Source organism: Acinetobacter sp. B-6, from assembly GCF_056930735.1.
The window spans coordinates 1-16,247 of the sequence record NZ_JBXPBY010000011.1 but is presented as its reverse complement, the minus strand read 5'-3'; the positions used below and the strand labels follow the sequence as shown (position 1 = coordinate 16,247).

Genomic DNA, 16,247 nt, shown 5'->3' with positions numbered 1-16,247 from the left:
CTCCTTATGCATAAAGTTTTTCTAAACGTGTATGAGCGCGTTCAATCGCCGCTGCCACTTGAGCAGGTGCAGTCCCACCAATATGGTTACGGGCATTCACTGAAGCTTCTAATGTCAATGCTTTTTCAAATACATCTGCCTGAATTAAATCAGAGAACTGCTGTAATTGTTCAAGCGTTAATTCGGAAAGGTCTTTAGATTCCTGAACACCCAATGCAACTGCCTTACCTACGATTTCATGGGCATCACGGAAAGCGACTCCATTTTTAACCAGATAATCTGCCAAATCTGTTGCGGTAGAGAAGCCACGAAGTGCTGCTTCACGCATTACATCAACATTCGGTACCAGTGCAGGAATCATGTCTGCGAAAGCCATCAATGAACCACGGATGGTATCAATCGCATCAAATAATGGTTCTTTGTCTTCTTGATTGTCTTTGTTATATGCCAAAGGTTGACCTTTCATCAAGGTTAACAGGCTCATAAGATCGCCATAGACACGACCAGTTTTACCACGAACCAATTCTGGAACATCTGGGTTTTTCTTCTGTGGCATGATCGAAGAACCAGTACAGAAACGGTCTGGAATATTCACAAATTTAAATTGTGCAGACGTCCAAAGAATCAATTCTTCTGACATACGTGATAAATGCATCATGATTAGTGAAGCAGCTGCGTTGAATTCAATGGCAAAGTCACGGTCTGATACCGCATCTAGCGAGTTTTCAGCAACTGCTTCAAAACCTAATAATTCCGCAGTGAACGCACGATCGATCGGATAGGTCGTACCCGCCAATGCCGCTGAACCCAAAGGCATACGGTTAACACGTTTACGACAGTCAATCAGACGCTCAGAGTCACGTACCAACATTTCAAACCAAGCCATTAAATGATGACCAAAAGTCACAGGCTGTGCAGTTTGTAAATGAGTAAACCCAGGCATGATGGTTTGGGTATTGTTGCTGGCTAAGCGAAGAATACCTTTTTGTAGTTTTTCCAGTAATTTTAAAACTGCGTCAATTTCATCGCGAACATAGAGACGAATATCTGTCGCAACTTGGTCATTACGGCTACGCCCGGTGTGTAGCTTTTTGCCTGTGATACCAATACGCTGAGTCAAGCGAGATTCGATATTCATATGCACATCTTCAAGATCGATGCGCCATTCGAATTGACCTGCTTCAATTTCAGTTTTAATTGTATTCAAACCATTGATAATGTCATCACGTTCTTGTTCTGTAAGCACCCCAACTTTTGCTAACATAGTTGCATGTGCAATAGAGCCAGCAATATCTTGTTTATAAAAGCGTTGGTCAAACTGGACAGAAGCAGTAAATTCAGCAACAAAGGCATCAGTAGCTTCAGAGAAACGACCGCCCCACATGCCTGAAGTTTGGGCTTGTGACGGATTAGAGGAATTAGAAGATGTGGTCATATCGGCTCAGTAGGAAAAAAAGCAGTAGAACTAAACGCAGTATAACAAATTCAGCCTCACTTGCCGAAGTAAAGCACAATCATTCATCAAGAAAATCTACTTCGCATTTTCAGCCTTCGTATTTTTTTAGCAAAATGGGGCATCGTCAGTATTTATTGGAATTATTTATTTCCAGTAATGTATTGGCTTTTTTATTGGCACTGGCAGAAGCACAGTCGTGGAGTAATTTAAATGTTTGGCATGTTTTAGAATATATTTTATATATTAACTGGATATTATTGGCATTTGCTGCCTTTCAAGATCTATTTGCCAAAAGGTTAGCGCAATATACTTATTTGTCGGTGATGATTTTCAGCTTTATACTTTTACAGGTCATCGTCATGTGCACAACTTTGGTGCTGAATATTGTGCATTATTGGGCTGTTCATTTTTCTTTACAAAATATTTCGACAAGCGATATCAGTCATAATCTTATTTTGCATTTAAGTTATGGGATATTACTCGGTGCATTTTGTTTGCGTTATATGTATATTCGTGAGCAAGCCGTTTTACAACAACACAGTGAATTAAATGCACGGGTTCAAGCCATGCAGGCGCGAATTCATCCTCATTTTCTATTTAATAGTTTAAACAGTGTGGTGAGTTTAATTGCAATTGATCCAGATAAAGCAGAACAAATGCTGATTGACTTGTCAAAATTGTTTAGAGCAAGCTTTCAAGAATTAAAATTGGTGACCTTAAAAGAAGAAATACAATTATCGAAACAATATATTGCCATTGAACAAATCCGTTTGGGCGAGCGTTTAAATGTCGAGTGGAATATTCCACAGCCAGGATTATTGGAATATGTGCAAATTCCATTATTAACCCTGCAACCCTTAATTGAAAACAGTATTTTTTATGGGGTCGAAAACCAAATGAAAGATGCCAAGATTGGGATACTGGTTGAAATATTGCAAAATCAAGTCAATATAGTCATTACCAACCCATTTTTACAAGATAGAATAAAAGTGAGACAAGGGCATGGAATTGCTTTAGAAAATGTAAAACAGCGTTTAAAAGCACATTTTGGCGATTCTGTTTATTTTCGGAATTATGCAGGGAATGGATTATTTACAATGGTCATTCAATATCAGTATAAAAATAGATGATTGGGACATGTATTAAAAATAAATAATGTAGGTATTTGGGTAAGGAGGAGCAATGGACATCCTGATTTGTGATGATGAACCGCTTGCAGTGGAACGCTTATCACGGTTGGTGTCGCAACTTGGGCATCAGGTTATTGCCACAGCACAACATGGAAAGCAAGCATTGGAGATGGTTCAACAGTTTGAGCCTGACGTCGTGTTGCTGGATATTCAGATGCCAGAAATGGATGGCTTAAGTTGTGCGCAACATTTGGCGCATTTTAACCCGATGCCTGCAATCGTATTTTGTACAGCGTTTGATGAGCACGCTTTACAGGCGATTCAATCTCAAGCAAAAGGATATTTGTTAAAGCCAATTGCCAAGGATGAATTGGAAACAGTTTTAGGGAATGTGACTAAACTGACGCAAGCTCAATTAACTCAGATAGAAAAAAAAGAACTCATGGAAGAAAAAGTGCAAAGGCAGCAAATTGCTGCAAAAACCTATCGAGGTTTGGAACTGATCCCTGTTGAAAATATTTATTATTTTTTAGCAGATCAAAAATATGTCACCGTTCGCCATAAAAATGGGAGCGTTTTGATTGATGAAACCTTAAAGGATTTGGAAACTGAATTTTCAGATCGTTTTATACGAATACACCGTAATGCACTCATTTCTTTGGATTATTTGGATGGTCTGGAAATGGTTGCTTCAGGACAGTATCAAGCGCGATGCCGTGAGCTTGAGGAGCGTCTGGCGGTGAGTCGTCGACATTTACCATTGCTTAGGGAACGCATGCAGAATTTATAGTTTTGTGTGAAAGATAAATCATTTTGATAATTTACTTGCATTTTTAAGATTGCAGGGTAAGTTTAGAGTGTTTAAAAGTTTGGCAAAACTGAAATGATGAAAACCTTGAAAATCGCAACTCGACAAAGCCCGCTTGCATTGTGGCAGGCAGAACATATTCGTGATCGTTTAGAACAATTGCATCCGCATATCAAAGTAGAGTTGGTGACTTTTGTCACTCAAGGTGACAAAATTTTAGACACGCCCTTGGCTAAGATTGGTGGAAAGGGTTTATTTGTCAAAGAACTTGAAGCAGCATTGATGGATGGACGTGCAGATTTAGCTGTACATTCTATGAAAGATGTCCCTATGCAATTGCCTGAAGGTTTAGAGCTGGCGGTGATCTGTGAGCGTGAAGATCCATTTGACGCCTTTGTTTCAAATCATTATGCAAAGTTTGAAGATTTACCTCAAGGTGCCAAACTTGGTACTTCCAGTCTACGCCGTAAATGTCAAATTCTGAAACAGCGTCCTGATTTGGATGTGATTGATTTACGAGGCAATGTGGGTACACGCTTGTCTAAGCTTGATGCAGGTCAGTATGATGCGATTATTCTCGCCAGTGCTGGGTTAAAGCGTTTAGGGCTTGCACAACGTATCCGTCATAGTCTCGCACCAGAACTCAGCTTGCCTGCTGTGGGACAAGGTGCATTAGGTTTAGAGTGTCGTTCTAATGACCCTGAAACTTTAAATCTGATTCTGCCTTTGATGCACAATGAAACCAATGCGTGTGTGCGTGCTGAACGCGCCTTCAATGCTTATCTTGAGGGTGGATGTCAGGTACCAATTGCAGGCTTTGCAACACTGGACAATCAAGTATTGTCTTTAGAAGGTCGTGTTGGAAGTACTGACGGTCAGACATTGCTGTGTAGCAAGGTCAGTGGTACTGCCGAACAAGCAGAGCAGTTGGGTGTAAAACTCGCACAAGATTTATTGCAACTTGGTGCTGGGGATTTACTTAAAGCACTGTATCAAACACAGTAATTGGATTGCGATGCTGTTTATCAATACACGTCCGATTGACCGAGCTGAGCCTTTAACAGCATGCTTGCGTCAATCAGGTTTTACTGTGGTTGATTTGCCTTTATTAGCGTTAAAGCCCCGTCCATATGACAGTACTTTAGCTACACTGTATTCAAAACTTTTAACAACACAGTGTATCGTCGTAGTCAGCCCGATGGCTGTGCAGATTGGGATGCAATATCTACAACAGTCAGGACTCTCACTTGCACAAATTCAACATATTCAATGGATTGCTGTTGGAAAAAAAACGGCTCAATGCTTGGCTGAGTTTGGGATAGCAAGTCATGTACCCGAAGTGGAAAGCTCCGAAGGTATGCTGAGTTTACCGATATTTAACAGCATAGAGAATATTCAGAAAATTGCATTTTGGCGCGGTAAAGGTGGTCGCCAATTTATGATGCAACAGTGCCAAGAACGTCATATTGATGTTTTAAACTTTGTTTTATACGAGCGTTTATGCCCACCAGAAACCCAAATACAGTTTTCTGCTTTGCTCAATCAAATAAATCAATTTGAGCCGCCTTACTGGACTTGTATCAGTAGTGAAGCAAGCTGGCGAAATTGGTTGGCGTTGACAGAAAAGCATCCTCATTTGGTTGATGCCTGTCATTATTTAGTTTTGGGTGAGCGTTTGTATCAATTATTAATGCATGATAAAAATACGACTCAAAAATGTTTTAATATCACTCAAATTTTAACGCTAGAACCAAAAGCAATTCTACATAGCATTGTGCAGTTGCAAAGGAAATTATGAAGAAGTTTATTTATATCTTATTGTTGATCGCTCTAGGATGGCTCATTAAGTTGAGTTATGACTTCTATCATGTTTCACAACAGTTGGATGAGATTCAACAAACACTTCATAAAAGTGAACAAAAAAATGCCAGTTTGAACGATCAATTGGTGGCAGTAAAAAGACAAGCGGATGAACCGAGTCAAGAAACAAGCAAGCAACCTCCTGTACTCAAAGAACCCAGTACGGGAATCAACCCAAGTGTGTTGATTAAACAGCAACTCGAGTTGGTTCAGTTTGCGATACAACAACAGCAATTTGTCTACGCGCTGGAGCATTTAACCCAAATTAACCAATCTTTAGATCAATACGCATTGGCAGAGGCAGTCAAGCAAAGTCTGCATCAAAGCATTGCTCAAGATATGCAGAATATCCAACAGTTTGTGATTGAAAGAAATGCACAGCAAGATCAGTTGGATAGCTTAATCAAACAAGTTGATCAAAGTTTGACTGCAGAACTGAAAAATAATCAACTCAAATTAAATACCAGTCAGAGTGCCCACTTTTGGGAGAAATGGTTCAAGGTCGATGTACTTAGTGCGGATACACCAGAATTGAGCAATCGCCGCTTTATTTTAAAAGAAACTCAATTGAGACTCTTGCTCGCTCAACAACTTCTAGTTAAAGGTCAAAATGTTGAATATAAAGCCATGCTGAATCAGGCGATTCAACAGCTTGAACTGTTGCCTGATGCTGCGAGTCAGAACATCAAACAACAATTATTAAAAATTAAACAGAGCTCACAATCTCCTGTTCCTAAGCTGAATAGCTTGGCAGTGTTGGGGTTGTGAGATGAAACATATTTTCTTGATCTATGCCTTTATTAGCCTGATTATTTTTGCGATTTTAAGTGTACTCAGTTATACCGCAGGGGCAGGTTATGTTTATGTGCTTTGGCATAATATTCAAATCCAGACGAACTTATGGGTGTTGTTATTTTTAGGCGTTATCATCAGCTTTCTTATGCATGTGATGTGGTATGCCTTAAACCGTTACTTACGCCGAGAAAAAAGAAAATTAGAACAGGTTTTAAACTTTAGTGATTTGCATCCCTTTGAGCAATTGGGCGTGTTATGGTTATTAGATGGTGAAGATGAGCAAGAACAGGTTATTCAAAATATTTTTGATCAATCGGGTTTATTAAAAGCGATTATTCAATCCCGAATATTGTTCAAGCAAGGTGATTATGCAGCAGCTTTGCAAGCTTTGGAAAATAGCCCACCCTCAGCATTTGAATTGGCCGAAATTCTCCGTATCGAAATTTATTTAGCGCAGCATGACAGTCAGCAAGCTTTAACTCATTTAGAGTTTTTAAATGGTCATGAGTTGTCGCCATGGCTCAGTCAACTTTCAGAAAGTTATAAATTATCAGTACAAAAATTATGGGGACAGTTTGCAATCCAGTCACCTTGGCACTATTTACATTCAAGCCAATTTGGACAGTTGGAAGTCGCGACCAAACAACAATGGTTGATTCAGCTTTTAGGTTGCTATGATCAAGCGCAATTTGAGGACTTGGAGTTATTACAGCACAAGTTTTTTGAAATCGCACCTTTACTTGATCAAATGCCCTATGACACCAAAGTATTATGGTTGAAGTTAATTACTCGTCTACCTGAGCTGGCACAGCAACAGCAACAACTTGCCATTCAATTGCTGGATGAGAAATTCGATCAGGATGTTTTCTACTTATGGTTTCAACAACAGTTGCTTCGGCAAAATCCAGATTATGAATATCTGGAACAACAGATTATTCATCTGGAAAGTAAGTATATAAATATTCCTGTATTTAGTTTTGCAAAGTGGCATATATATACGGCGACACAACGTGAAACAGAAGCGGATCAGCTCTTAGCATTATATCCAAATGATATTTTGATGAATTATTTACGGATTAAAGCCACTCTAAATGGCAATGATGAATTAATTCAGCAATTGAATTCAATTTTTGAAAAAGACAGCAACTACATTCAGTTTAAAATTTGAGAATACATTATGAATCTATTGGCACAATTCCCTATCGTTTATGAACAAAAGGTCGCTTGGGGAGATATGGATGCTTTTGGTCATGTGAATAATGTGCAGTATTATCGTTATATAGAAAGTGCGCGTATTGCATATTTTGATCGTTTAAATGTATTTGAACAAGATGTTTTAACTGTGGTTGCTTCAAGTCAATGTAAATATTTAAAACCAGTATTTTATCCAGATGTGCTACATATTGGTGCAGGTATAGCGGAAATGCGCAATAGTGCAATACGCATGCATTATGTATTATTCAGTGAACAGCAACAGGAGATTGTTGCCGATGGTGAAGCGGTCATCGTATTTGTAGATAAAGATTCTATGAAAAAAGCATTAATACCTGAAAATTTAAGAAAAGTTATAATTGATCTCGAAGCAACAGTTCAAAACAATTTGCTGAATTTATAAAAACGCTACAGTTATCATCATTATATTTAAAACGTGTATCAAAAATTACTTTTTGTTGTATGTTTATTTTGACTGGGATAAATAAACATTTTTGGCGTGTTATAATCATTTTTTGTTGTTTTATGTATTTATTGGGGAATATATGTATTGCCAATTGGTATAAATAAAAATACTATTGCTGTGAATTTATTTTAAATATATTTGCGAAGTTTAATGTGGAGTGTTAATGATGCCTGATATTAGTAATTTATCTGTTGAAGAGTTAAGAAAGTTAACAGCTGAAGCTGAAGCTTTAATTGAAAGTAAAAAAGATCAAGCGATCGAAGATGCTTATAATAAGATTGTTGAAATTGCAGAATCTGCGGGTTTAAGCCTAGAGCAGTTTATTGAGTATGGTGCTCAAAAACGTAAAAAGACAACACGTAAAGCTGTTGAGCCACGCTACCGCAATAAGAAAAACACGGCTGAAACTTGGACGGGTCGTGGTAAGCAACCTCGCTGGTTGGTTGCTGAAATTGAAAAAGGCGCTAAATTAGAAGATTTCTTGATCTAATCTTCATCTAAGTGTCATTCAATGACGATAAAATAAAAGAACCAAGCAAAACTGCTTGGTTTTTTTATACGAGTGAATTGGCGATATGAAAAAATTATGCATAATGTATAAACAAGAGGGCATCATCTTGCATGGAAGAATAAATCAATGATGGTAAAGCTGGATGAATAAAAAATCAAAACAGATGACCTGGTGGATTACTGGAGTTGTCGCTTTTTTAATTTTTGTACTTTTACAAGTTCCTGCAACATGGTTAATTGCTAAATTTTATAAAAATAATCAAACCTTACACAATATCAGTGGCAATATTTGGCAAGGGCAAGCGGATTGGCATAAAGGTAATTTACGTGGGTCAGTTTCATGGCGTACGCGTCCTTGGGATTTAATCTTATTGCGTGTTGGGGCAAATGTTGAAGTTCATAGTGGACAAACGCAACTTAATGGGGTTGTGGGCTATGGCTTGGGTAAAAAAATTATTGTTAATCAAATGCAAGGTCAGATTGCTCCTGAAACATTGAAAAATATCGCCAACTGGCAATGGCCTGCAAATGCCATACAGATTTCGGACATGAGCCTTCGTTTTAAAAAAGATGCTGGATTTAGTGATGTTGATGGTCAGCTGCATTGGGCTGGTGGTGAACTTCGCTATACTTTTGGTCAACGGCAAGATCAAATGAATATCCCTTCTTTAAATGCACAGCTAAAAGATGAAGCGGGTAAACTGATTTTTGATATTCAAGATCAACGCAGTCAAAAAATGGCGAATATTAGTTTAGATCCAAGTATGATGTTGGATGTACAATTGACCCAAAGAATGTTACTCAATGTTCCATCTTATGATGGAAAAGCTGGACTGGATACATTTGTGATCAGTTCAAGACAACCACTGATTCAAGGTGGTTTCTAATGAATATAAAAGAACAGTTTGAAAACATTTCTTGGAAAAAAGCAGAACATCTCGCACCTGTTGCCTTATTTATATTGATTTTGGCATTGTGTTGGAAATTAGCCTCTATTTTTTGGTGGGTGGTCGCACCACCTCAAGTGATGCAACCTGAACAAGTGAGTCTAGGCTCGCAACAAGCACAAGTTCCTAATATTTCAAGTTTTTCCTTGTTTAATGAAGTGGGTTCAAGCGCAACAGCAGATGACAGCATTCCAATGGTATTGCAGGGTGTTGTGGTGAGTTATCCTGCACGCTTTTCATCGGCTGTGATTAAAGTAAAGGAAACGGCAGATCGTTATGTGGTTGGTGAAACCATAGAAGGCACCAGTTATCAGTTGTCAGAAGTATATTGGGATCATATCGTTTTAAGCCAAGGTGGCAATAATAGTAAAGAGTTACGTTTTACCGGTTTGGATAATTTATATCAGCCGTTACCTGGGCAGCCTGCAGATTCGAATATGGCAACACCAACCAGTAATCCAGATCAAGCTGTACCGCCACCACAAAATACCAGTCAGAATGCGTTGGGGCAGGCAATTGATCGAATGAATGAAAATCGAGAACAATATCTAAAGAACATGGGGGTGAACACCAATAGCGGACAAGGCTATGAGGTGACAGAACAAACCCCCGCAGCACTTCGAAATAAATTAGGACTTCGGTCTGGGGATCGCATTCTTTCACTCAATGGGCAGTCAGTCGGTCAAGGACAGAGTGATGTTCAACTGCTAGAACAAGCAAAGCGTGAAGGAAAAGTAAAAATTGAAATTAAGCGTGGTGATCAGGTGATGACCATTCAGCAAAGTTTGTAAGTGGCTAGGACTACAAATAAAATTAGGATAGATAATAAGTTATGGCTTTTTTGACTCACAATCGACCACTCTGGGCTATCGTTGCAGCAGCACCCATGATGGTTGCAGTTAGTACAGCAACATATGCTCAGACGTGGAAGATTAACTTACGCGATGCTGATCTCACGGCTTTTATCAATGAAGTTGCAGATATTACGGGTAAAAACTTTGCTGTTGATCCGCGCGTACGTGGCAATGTAACTGTTATTTCAAACAAACCCCTCAATAAAAACGAAGTTTATGACCTATTTTTAGGTGTGCTCAATGTCAATGGTGTAGTGGCGATTCCATCAGGCAATACCATACGTTTAGTGCCTGACAGTAATGTTAAAAACTCTGGTGTTCCTTATGATCCACGCAACAATGCACGCGGTGATCAGGTGGTCACACGGGTAATTTGGTTAGAAAATACTAATCCAAATGATTTAATTCCTGCACTTAGACCGTTAATGCCTCAATTTGCTCATTTGGCAGCCATACAAGGCACCAATGCGTTAATTGTTTCAGATCGAGCGGCAAATATTTATCAACTTGAAACCATCATTCGTAATTTGGATGGTACAGGACAAAATGATATTGAAGCTGTACCTTTGCAGCAAAGTCAGGCTGAAGAAATCATTAAACAATTGGATGCAATGAGTGCGACTGGCGCATCAAAAGATTTCGCAGGGGCACGGGTACGTATTATTGCAGATGTACGTACCAACCGTATTTTAATTAAAGGCGATACAGGTACACGCAAACGTATTCGTAATATGATTGAAATGCTTGATGTGCCATCAGCAGATCGTTTAGGTGGACTAAAAGTATTTAAACTCAAATACGCCAGTGCAAAAAATCTCTCTGAAATTTTACAAGGCTTAGTCACTGGGCAAGCAGTCAATTCAAATTCAAATAATTCTTCGACCAATAATAATTCTAGTAATAGCAGTAATTTAAACAATAACAGTAATAACTCTTCTTCAAATTCCAGTTCAGGCAGTAGCAGTATTTCAACGCCGGGGATTAATTTAAATAGCAATTCCAATAACAATAATCAAAACAATGTCACCAGCTTTAATGCCAATGGTGTCAGTATCATTGCAGATGGGGCGCAAAATGCCTTAGTGGTCAAAGCCGAACCACAATTGATGCGAGAAATAGAAGCCGCCATCCAGCAATTGGATGTACGCCGTCAACAAGTGTTGATTGAAGCAACCATTATAGAAATTCAGGGCAATGATGCAGATCAATTGGGTGTGCAATGGGCAATGGGTGATATCAGCAGTGGTGTGGGGCTGATTAATTTTGATAATATCGGCAGTAGTTTGGCGGCACTAGCTGCGGGTTATTTATCTGGTGGTGCAGCAGGTTTGGGTAATGCAGTTAAACCCGGAACTTCACTTATTTTAGGCGATTATAAAGAAGGTGCTGATGGTTCTCGTAAGCTCTATGGTGCAGTGATTCAGGCTTTAAAAGAGCGAACGAAATCAAATCTGCTCTCTACACCGTCTATTCTGACCATGGACAATGAAGAAGCCTATATCGTTGTGGGTGAAAATGTACCTTTTGTAACAGGGTCTGTATCTACAGGTACCGGCGGAACAGTAAATCCCTATACTTCGATCGAACGTAAAGATGTTGGGGTGACTTTAAAAGTTGTTCCGCATATTGGGGAAGGGGGGACAATTCGTTTGGAGGTAGAGCAAGAGGTTTCAGGTGTTAAATCTAGTAAAGGACAAGCTCAGGACTTAGTCACCAGTAAACGCTCTATCAAAACAACAGTAACAGCTGATCATGGACAAACAGTCGTATTGGGTGGGCTGATTTCTGATGATACGGTTCTTGGTCGTCAATCTGTGCCATTCTTAGGAGATATTCCTGGTTTGGGACGTTTATTTAGATCAGATGCAAAGTCAAATGTTAAACGTAATCTTTTAGTGTTTATTCATCCAACAATTGTGGGTGGCGATACAGAAATACGTCGTTTATCCCAACAGCGTTATGACCAGCTATACAGCTTGCAATTGGCGATGGATAAAGATGGGAATTTTGCCAAACTGCCTGCCAATGTTGATGATGTATTCCAACAGCGTTTGCCTATTACCTCGTCACCAAATACTCAGCCTAAACTGATTCAACCACAGCCGACGGCACAGCCATCCAGTCAATATCAGAAAGTACCCGCAGGTGGTGTAGCAACAAATCCAAACAAAAGCAATGCGGTTACAACCCCTGTAGCAGAGGAACCAAATGATATCCGTAAGCAGTAGCGGATATTTTGAGTGTTAAAATTAAATCAGCTGTTTGATTGAATGTTTAAGATTTACAGTTAATTTGTTGCAATGGCTTGTTTGATTCATGAGCTAAAGTATGGTTTTAAGTTGATTTAGAACTCTAGATATGTCGTGTTAAGATAAATGTAAATTGGAATGAGAGAATGACGATGACTTGGAAATTACAAGCAATTTCGGGTGAGCTAGAAGGGCAGGAAGTGACGATTGATCGTGACATGTTGGTGGGTCGCCATCAAGATGCGGATCTTTTATTGCAGTCTGCGGAAATCTCACGTCGCCATGCCGCATTTTTATTGAAAGACGATGCATTATGGGTAAAGGACTTAAAGTCATCAAACGGAACTTTTGTGAACGATATACGCATCGATCAAGATAAAATGTTGATGGATGGCGATATTGTTCAATTTGCCAGCATTAAATTCAATGTACTTGCACCTGTAAAAGCAGTTGAAGTGGCTGATCAATCGATCGTAGAGCCTACCTCTATCATTGCAGATGCTGAACCAGAGATTGCACAAGTTGAGCCATCAGTTTCACAACCTGCTGAGGCTATTGCAACCGCAGAACTTGATACAGCTGTATCAGTTGAACCGAGTGCGGCAGAAAAAATGAGTGAACAGGGCATGCCAGAGCTTTCGGCACGAGATAGCAATGTACAAATCACTCGTGAAGGAATGCCATCAGGCGTAGCTGTACCTAAGCCAGCTCCAATTCCTGATGGTGTTGACATTCATACGCCAATAAAACCTGACATTGAACAAGTTAAAGCGCCAGAAGCACGCGTTGAAAAAGAGATAGAAACTCAGAAAAATGCCAAAGTTGGCTTGATGACGGTGGTTGTCTTAATCATTTTGGCAATTATTGCATGGCTGTTGTTTAAATAATCTGTGAATGCGATACACTCAAGGCATGCAATCGCATGCCTTTGTTTTATGTAAAGTCTATACAAAGACTAAAGTTGGATTTTATTTTTAGTGCGATAAGTTTTAAAAAATTATTTTAGGTGTACAGCATGAATGTGGCAAAGCTAGACCAACGTGAACTTATTTTATTTGATTTGGATGGAACATTGGTTGATTCAGCATTTGATTTATATCGTGCTATGAATCTGAGTTTGGCACGTTTAAATCTTCCTTTAGTCACTGAGCAACAAGTCCGCGTTTGGATTGGCAAAGGCACATCATTATTTTGTGAAAGTACTTTAAAATATTTAAAAGGCGAGGTTGATCCCGTATTGCATCAGCAGTTGCTTGATACATTTTTGGAAATTTACAATGCCGAACCATGTGTAGATACTCAGCCATTCTCTGGGATTTTAGCGTTTTTAGATTGGGGAATGCAAAATAACAAGAAGCTGATTTGTGTGACCAATAAACCTGAACAGCCTGCCAGAAAAATTTTAGAAGAATTAAAAATGGATCACTATTTTATTGATGTGATTGGTGGAGATCGTTTTGAAGTACGAAAACCACACCCAAAACCATTGTTGTATTGTGTGGAAACATACCAATCTTCAGTCGATAAAACATTGATGATTGGTGACTCAAGTAATGATGTAGAAGCTGCACGCCGTGCAGAGGTTGATTGTATTGTGGTCAGCTATGGCTATAATCACGGTGAAGATATTCATCTTTGTCAACCGCAACAGGTGGTCGACAATTTAACAGAGCTTTTGGCTTAACCCCTATATTTGAAATTGTTGTGAGAAAAGGAAAGAGGAATGAATGGAAAAGGTACTTTTCGATGGCGTCACTAAGTGAGCTGTATGCAAACCAATACTTAGTAATATCGAAAATAGAGAGAATTCCTCATGACAACTTTAGCGCAATTTGAACAATTAAAATCGGCGGGATATAACCTGATTCCTGTTTATCGCCAACGTTTAGCAGATACGGATACGCCATTGTCAGTATTTGCACGGTTACAACAGCACCAACAGGCATATTTATTTGAATCTGTCGAGGGGGGCGAAAACTGGGCACGTTACTCGATTATTGGTCTGGGTGAGTCAACTGTATTTTCCTGCAATGCTGGACAACTTACAGTTAAATTTCCAGATGGGCGAGTTGAGACACAGACATGTACTGATCCATTTCAATATATTCGTGACTTTCAGGCACAGTTTAAAGTGCCTACGCAACAAGATTTACCTGCGTTGCCAAATTTTACAGGCGGCTTGGTTGGGTATTTTGGTTATGATGCAGTACGTTATATTGAACCACGCTTAAGCAATGTGCCTGAAGCTGACCCTGTTGGGTTACCTGATTTATGGATGATGCTGTCAAAGACAGTGGTGGTGTTTGATAACTTAAAAGACACTTTGTTTTTGATCGTACATGCAGATGTTAATGATCTACAAGCTTATAACAAGGCACAACAACAACTCGATGCTTTGGAAGCCATATTGGCAACGCCGATCAGTTTGGTTGCAAAAAAACATACAGCACCACATTTTGAATCTTTAACTGGGCATGACCGTTTTCTAGAGTCGATTGAAAAAGTCAAAGCGTATATTCGTGCTGGAGATGTGATGCAGGTTGTACCTGGGCATCGAATGGTCTCGGATTTCGATGGTGATCCATTACAGGTTTATCGTGCCTTACGTCATTTGAATCCTTCTCCTTATTTATTCCTAGTACAAGGACAGACCATTGCTGACCAAAAACCATTTCATATTGTAGGTTCGTCACCAGAGATTCTTTCCCGCCTTGAAAATGGTATTGCGACTGTACGACCACTTGCGGGAACACGCCCTCGTGGAAAAACCAAAGAAGAAGATTTGGCACTGGAAAAAGATTTGCTTTCTGATGAAAAAGAAATTGCAGAACATCTAATGCTGATTGATTTGGGGCGTAACGATATTGGACGTGTTTCAAAAATCGGTAAAGTGCAAGTGACTGATCAAATGGTGATCGAGCGTTACTCACATGTCATGCATATTGTTTCCAATGTGCAGGGTGAAGTGTTGGATGATGTTGACGCTTTGGATGTTTTTAAAGCAACTTTCCCAGCCGGGACACTTTCTGGTGCGCCAAAAATTCGCGCGATGGAAATTATTGACGAAGTTGAACCAGTAAAGCGTGGTATTTTTGGTGGCGCTGTTGGTTATTTAGGCTGGCATGGTGAAATGGACATGTCGATTGCGATTAGAACCTGTGTAATTCGTGAAAATAAAGTCTATGTACAGGCTGGAGCGGGGCTTGTTGTGGACTCAAATCCTGAATCAGAGTGGAATGAAACCCAAATAAAAGCTCGCGCAGTGATCAAAGCGGTTGAATTATCATCAAACGGATTGATTTTATGAGTTTTTGAGGTTTTTTTTAAAAAAAACACTTGCAAGGATTCTGAGTTTTGCTAAACTGCACACCGTTCCGATACGAAACGTACGAAACACTAAGAAACGCCGGCATAGCTCAGTTGGTAGAGCAACTGACTTGTAATCAGTAGGTCCACAGTTCGAATCCGTGTGCCGGCACCATCTTAAAGTTTTGTGTTATAATGTAGAGGAACGGCACTGAAAGTAAGTGTAAATGGTGAGATTCCCGAGCGGTCAAAGGGAGCAGACTGTAACTCTGCCACGAAAGTTTCGAAGGTTCGAATCCTTCTCTCACCACCATTAACTTCGATAAGTGGTTAATTACCAACATTAAGCGGGAGTAGCTCAGTTGGTAGAGCGGTAGCCTTCCAAGCTACATGTCGCGAGTTCGACCCTCGTCTCCCGCTCCATCGAAGATGATTGCTCTTATAGCTCAGTGGTAGAGCACTCCCTTGGTAAGGGAGAGGTCTCGAGTTCAAATCTCGATAAGAGCTCCAGATACAATTTAGTAGATTATTCTACACCAGTTTTTAAAAAGCAGGCTTATTAGTCTGCTTTTCAAGTATTAGGTGTCTAGTTTTTTAGACGATTGTCGATGCTGAGTTGTTTAACTCGTGTTCGACATAAACGAGGAAGAGCAA

The 16,247-nt window shown here is 39.6% G+C and carries 15 protein-coding genes and 4 tRNA genes; 18 read left to right on the top strand and 1 reads right to left on the bottom strand.

Features of this window, described 5'->3' with window-relative positions:
- Positions 1-4 precede the first annotated feature (4 nt).
- The gene (gene argH, locus AC1Z3T_RS14055; RefSeq protein WP_171496256.1) at positions 5-1,435 is read right to left on the bottom strand and encodes an argininosuccinate lyase; all 1,431 of its coding nucleotides are present in this window, start codon (positions 1,433-1,435) and stop codon (positions 5-7) included.
- Here argH and AC1Z3T_RS14050 point away from each other — a divergent pair.
- The 18 genes from AC1Z3T_RS14050 to AC1Z3T_RS13965 all read left to right on the top strand — a co-directional run bounded on the left by AC1Z3T_RS14050 (position 1,426) and on the right by AC1Z3T_RS13965 (position 16,103).
- Positions 1,426-2,586 carry a sensor histidine kinase gene (locus AC1Z3T_RS14050; protein WP_026040288.1) on the top strand — a complete coding sequence of 387 codons (1,161 nt, stop codon included), beginning with the start codon at positions 1,426-1,428 and terminating at the stop codon, positions 2,584-2,586. The two genes, argH and AC1Z3T_RS14050, sit on opposite strands and share 10 nt — an antisense overlap.
- A 52-nt stretch (positions 2,587-2,638) precedes the next feature.
- Positions 2,639-3,376 (top strand): LytR/AlgR family response regulator transcription factor, encoded by a 738-nt coding sequence (locus AC1Z3T_RS14045; RefSeq protein WP_004826215.1) that lies wholly within the window; start codon positions 2,639-2,641, stop codon positions 3,374-3,376.
- 96 nt (positions 3,377-3,472) lie between these two features.
- Positions 3,473-4,399 carry a hydroxymethylbilane synthase gene (hemC, locus tag AC1Z3T_RS14040; protein ID WP_026040287.1) on the top strand — a complete coding sequence of 309 codons (927 nt, stop codon included), beginning with the start codon at positions 3,473-3,475 and terminating at the stop codon, positions 4,397-4,399.
- A gap of 10 nt (positions 4,400-4,409) precedes the next feature.
- Positions 4,410-5,192: a uroporphyrinogen-III synthase gene (locus AC1Z3T_RS14035; protein ID WP_005035260.1), complete on the top strand. Its 783-nt coding sequence runs from the start codon at positions 4,410-4,412 to the stop codon at positions 5,190-5,192.
- The gene (locus tag AC1Z3T_RS14030; RefSeq protein ID WP_005035263.1) at positions 5,189-6,022 is read left to right on the top strand and encodes a hypothetical protein; all 834 of its coding nucleotides are present in this window, start codon (positions 5,189-5,191) and stop codon (positions 6,020-6,022) included. The genes AC1Z3T_RS14035 and AC1Z3T_RS14030 overlap by 4 nt, the downstream gene beginning before the upstream one ends.
- A 1-nt stretch (position 6,023) precedes the next feature.
- Entirely contained in the window at positions 6,024-7,217 is a 1,194-nt protein-coding gene (locus AC1Z3T_RS14025; protein WP_151797506.1) for a YfgM family protein, read from the top strand.
- 9 nt (positions 7,218-7,226) lie between these two features.
- The gene (locus tag AC1Z3T_RS14020) at positions 7,227-7,664 is read left to right on the top strand and encodes an acyl-CoA thioesterase (protein WP_004826221.1); all 438 of its coding nucleotides are present in this window, start codon (positions 7,227-7,229) and stop codon (positions 7,662-7,664) included.
- A gap of 226 nt (positions 7,665-7,890) precedes the next feature.
- Positions 7,891-8,217 (top strand): H-NS histone family protein, encoded by a 327-nt coding sequence (locus AC1Z3T_RS14015; RefSeq protein ID WP_004826222.1) that lies wholly within the window; start codon positions 7,891-7,893, stop codon positions 8,215-8,217.
- 163 nt (positions 8,218-8,380) lie between these two features.
- Positions 8,381-9,124 carry a type II secretion system protein N gene (gspN, locus tag AC1Z3T_RS14010; RefSeq protein WP_151751164.1) on the top strand — a complete coding sequence of 248 codons (744 nt, stop codon included), beginning with the start codon at positions 8,381-8,383 and terminating at the stop codon, positions 9,122-9,124.
- Positions 9,124-9,975, top strand: a complete 852-nt coding sequence (locus tag AC1Z3T_RS14005; RefSeq protein WP_004826224.1) for a type II secretion system protein N — start codon at positions 9,124-9,126, stop codon at positions 9,973-9,975. The genes gspN and AC1Z3T_RS14005 overlap by 1 nt, the downstream gene beginning before the upstream one ends.
- Before the next feature lie 41 nt (positions 9,976-10,016).
- Positions 10,017-12,266 carry a type II secretion system secretin GspD gene (gene gspD, locus AC1Z3T_RS14000; protein WP_009585512.1) on the top strand — a complete coding sequence of 750 codons (2,250 nt, stop codon included), beginning with the start codon at positions 10,017-10,019 and terminating at the stop codon, positions 12,264-12,266.
- Positions 12,267-12,439: 173 nt separating this feature from the next.
- Positions 12,440-13,174 (top strand): FHA domain-containing protein, encoded by a 735-nt coding sequence (locus AC1Z3T_RS13995; protein ID WP_199958121.1) that lies wholly within the window; start codon positions 12,440-12,442, stop codon positions 13,172-13,174.
- 128 nt (positions 13,175-13,302) lie between these two features.
- The gene (locus AC1Z3T_RS13990) at positions 13,303-13,971 is read left to right on the top strand and encodes an HAD-IA family hydrolase (protein ID WP_151825157.1); all 669 of its coding nucleotides are present in this window, start codon (positions 13,303-13,305) and stop codon (positions 13,969-13,971) included.
- Positions 13,972-14,100: 129 nt separating this feature from the next.
- Entirely contained in the window at positions 14,101-15,594 is a 1,494-nt protein-coding gene (gene trpE / locus AC1Z3T_RS13985) for an anthranilate synthase component I (protein ID WP_419320189.1), read from the top strand.
- Between the two features lie 98 nt (positions 15,595-15,692).
- A tRNA-Thr gene (locus AC1Z3T_RS13980) sits at positions 15,693-15,768 on the top strand.
- Positions 15,769-15,822: 54 nt separating this feature from the next.
- A tRNA-Tyr gene (locus tag AC1Z3T_RS13975) sits at positions 15,823-15,906 on the top strand.
- Between the two features lie 34 nt (positions 15,907-15,940).
- Positions 15,941-16,016 (top strand) — tRNA-Gly (locus AC1Z3T_RS13970).
- Positions 16,017-16,028: 12 nt separating this feature from the next.
- A tRNA-Thr gene (locus AC1Z3T_RS13965) sits at positions 16,029-16,103 on the top strand.
- The last annotated feature ends 144 nt before the right edge of the window (positions 16,104-16,247 follow it).

Bases quoted from the DNA above. Each gene is read 5' to 3' on its own strand.
- AC1Z3T_RS14050 (WP_026040288.1), top strand. From the start codon at position 1,426: ATGTGGTCATATCGGCTCAGTAGGAAAAAAAGCAGTAGAACTAAACGC.
- argH (WP_171496256.1), bottom strand. From the start codon at position 1,435: ATGACCACATCTTCTAATTCCTCTAATCCGTCACAAGCCCAAACTTCA.
- AC1Z3T_RS14045 (WP_004826215.1), top strand. From the start codon at position 2,639: ATGGACATCCTGATTTGTGATGATGAACCGCTTGCAGTGGAACGCTTA.
- hemC (WP_026040287.1), top strand. From the start codon at position 3,473: ATGAAAACCTTGAAAATCGCAACTCGACAAAGCCCGCTTGCATTGTGG.
- AC1Z3T_RS14035 (WP_005035260.1), top strand. From the start codon at position 4,410: ATGCTGTTTATCAATACACGTCCGATTGACCGAGCTGAGCCTTTAACA.
- AC1Z3T_RS14030 (WP_005035263.1), top strand. From the start codon at position 5,189: ATGAAGAAGTTTATTTATATCTTATTGTTGATCGCTCTAGGATGGCTC.
- AC1Z3T_RS14025 (WP_151797506.1), top strand. From the start codon at position 6,024: ATGAAACATATTTTCTTGATCTATGCCTTTATTAGCCTGATTATTTTT.
- AC1Z3T_RS14020 (WP_004826221.1), top strand. From the start codon at position 7,227: ATGAATCTATTGGCACAATTCCCTATCGTTTATGAACAAAAGGTCGCT.
- AC1Z3T_RS14015 (WP_004826222.1), top strand. From the start codon at position 7,891: ATGATGCCTGATATTAGTAATTTATCTGTTGAAGAGTTAAGAAAGTTA.
- gspN (WP_151751164.1), top strand. From the start codon at position 8,381: ATGAATAAAAAATCAAAACAGATGACCTGGTGGATTACTGGAGTTGTC.
- AC1Z3T_RS14005 (WP_004826224.1), top strand. From the start codon at position 9,124: ATGAATATAAAAGAACAGTTTGAAAACATTTCTTGGAAAAAAGCAGAA.
- gspD (WP_009585512.1), top strand. From the start codon at position 10,017: ATGGCTTTTTTGACTCACAATCGACCACTCTGGGCTATCGTTGCAGCA.
- AC1Z3T_RS13995 (WP_199958121.1), top strand. From the start codon at position 12,440: ATGACTTGGAAATTACAAGCAATTTCGGGTGAGCTAGAAGGGCAGGAA.
- AC1Z3T_RS13990 (WP_151825157.1), top strand. From the start codon at position 13,303: ATGAATGTGGCAAAGCTAGACCAACGTGAACTTATTTTATTTGATTTG.
- trpE (WP_419320189.1), top strand. From the start codon at position 14,101: ATGACAACTTTAGCGCAATTTGAACAATTAAAATCGGCGGGATATAAC.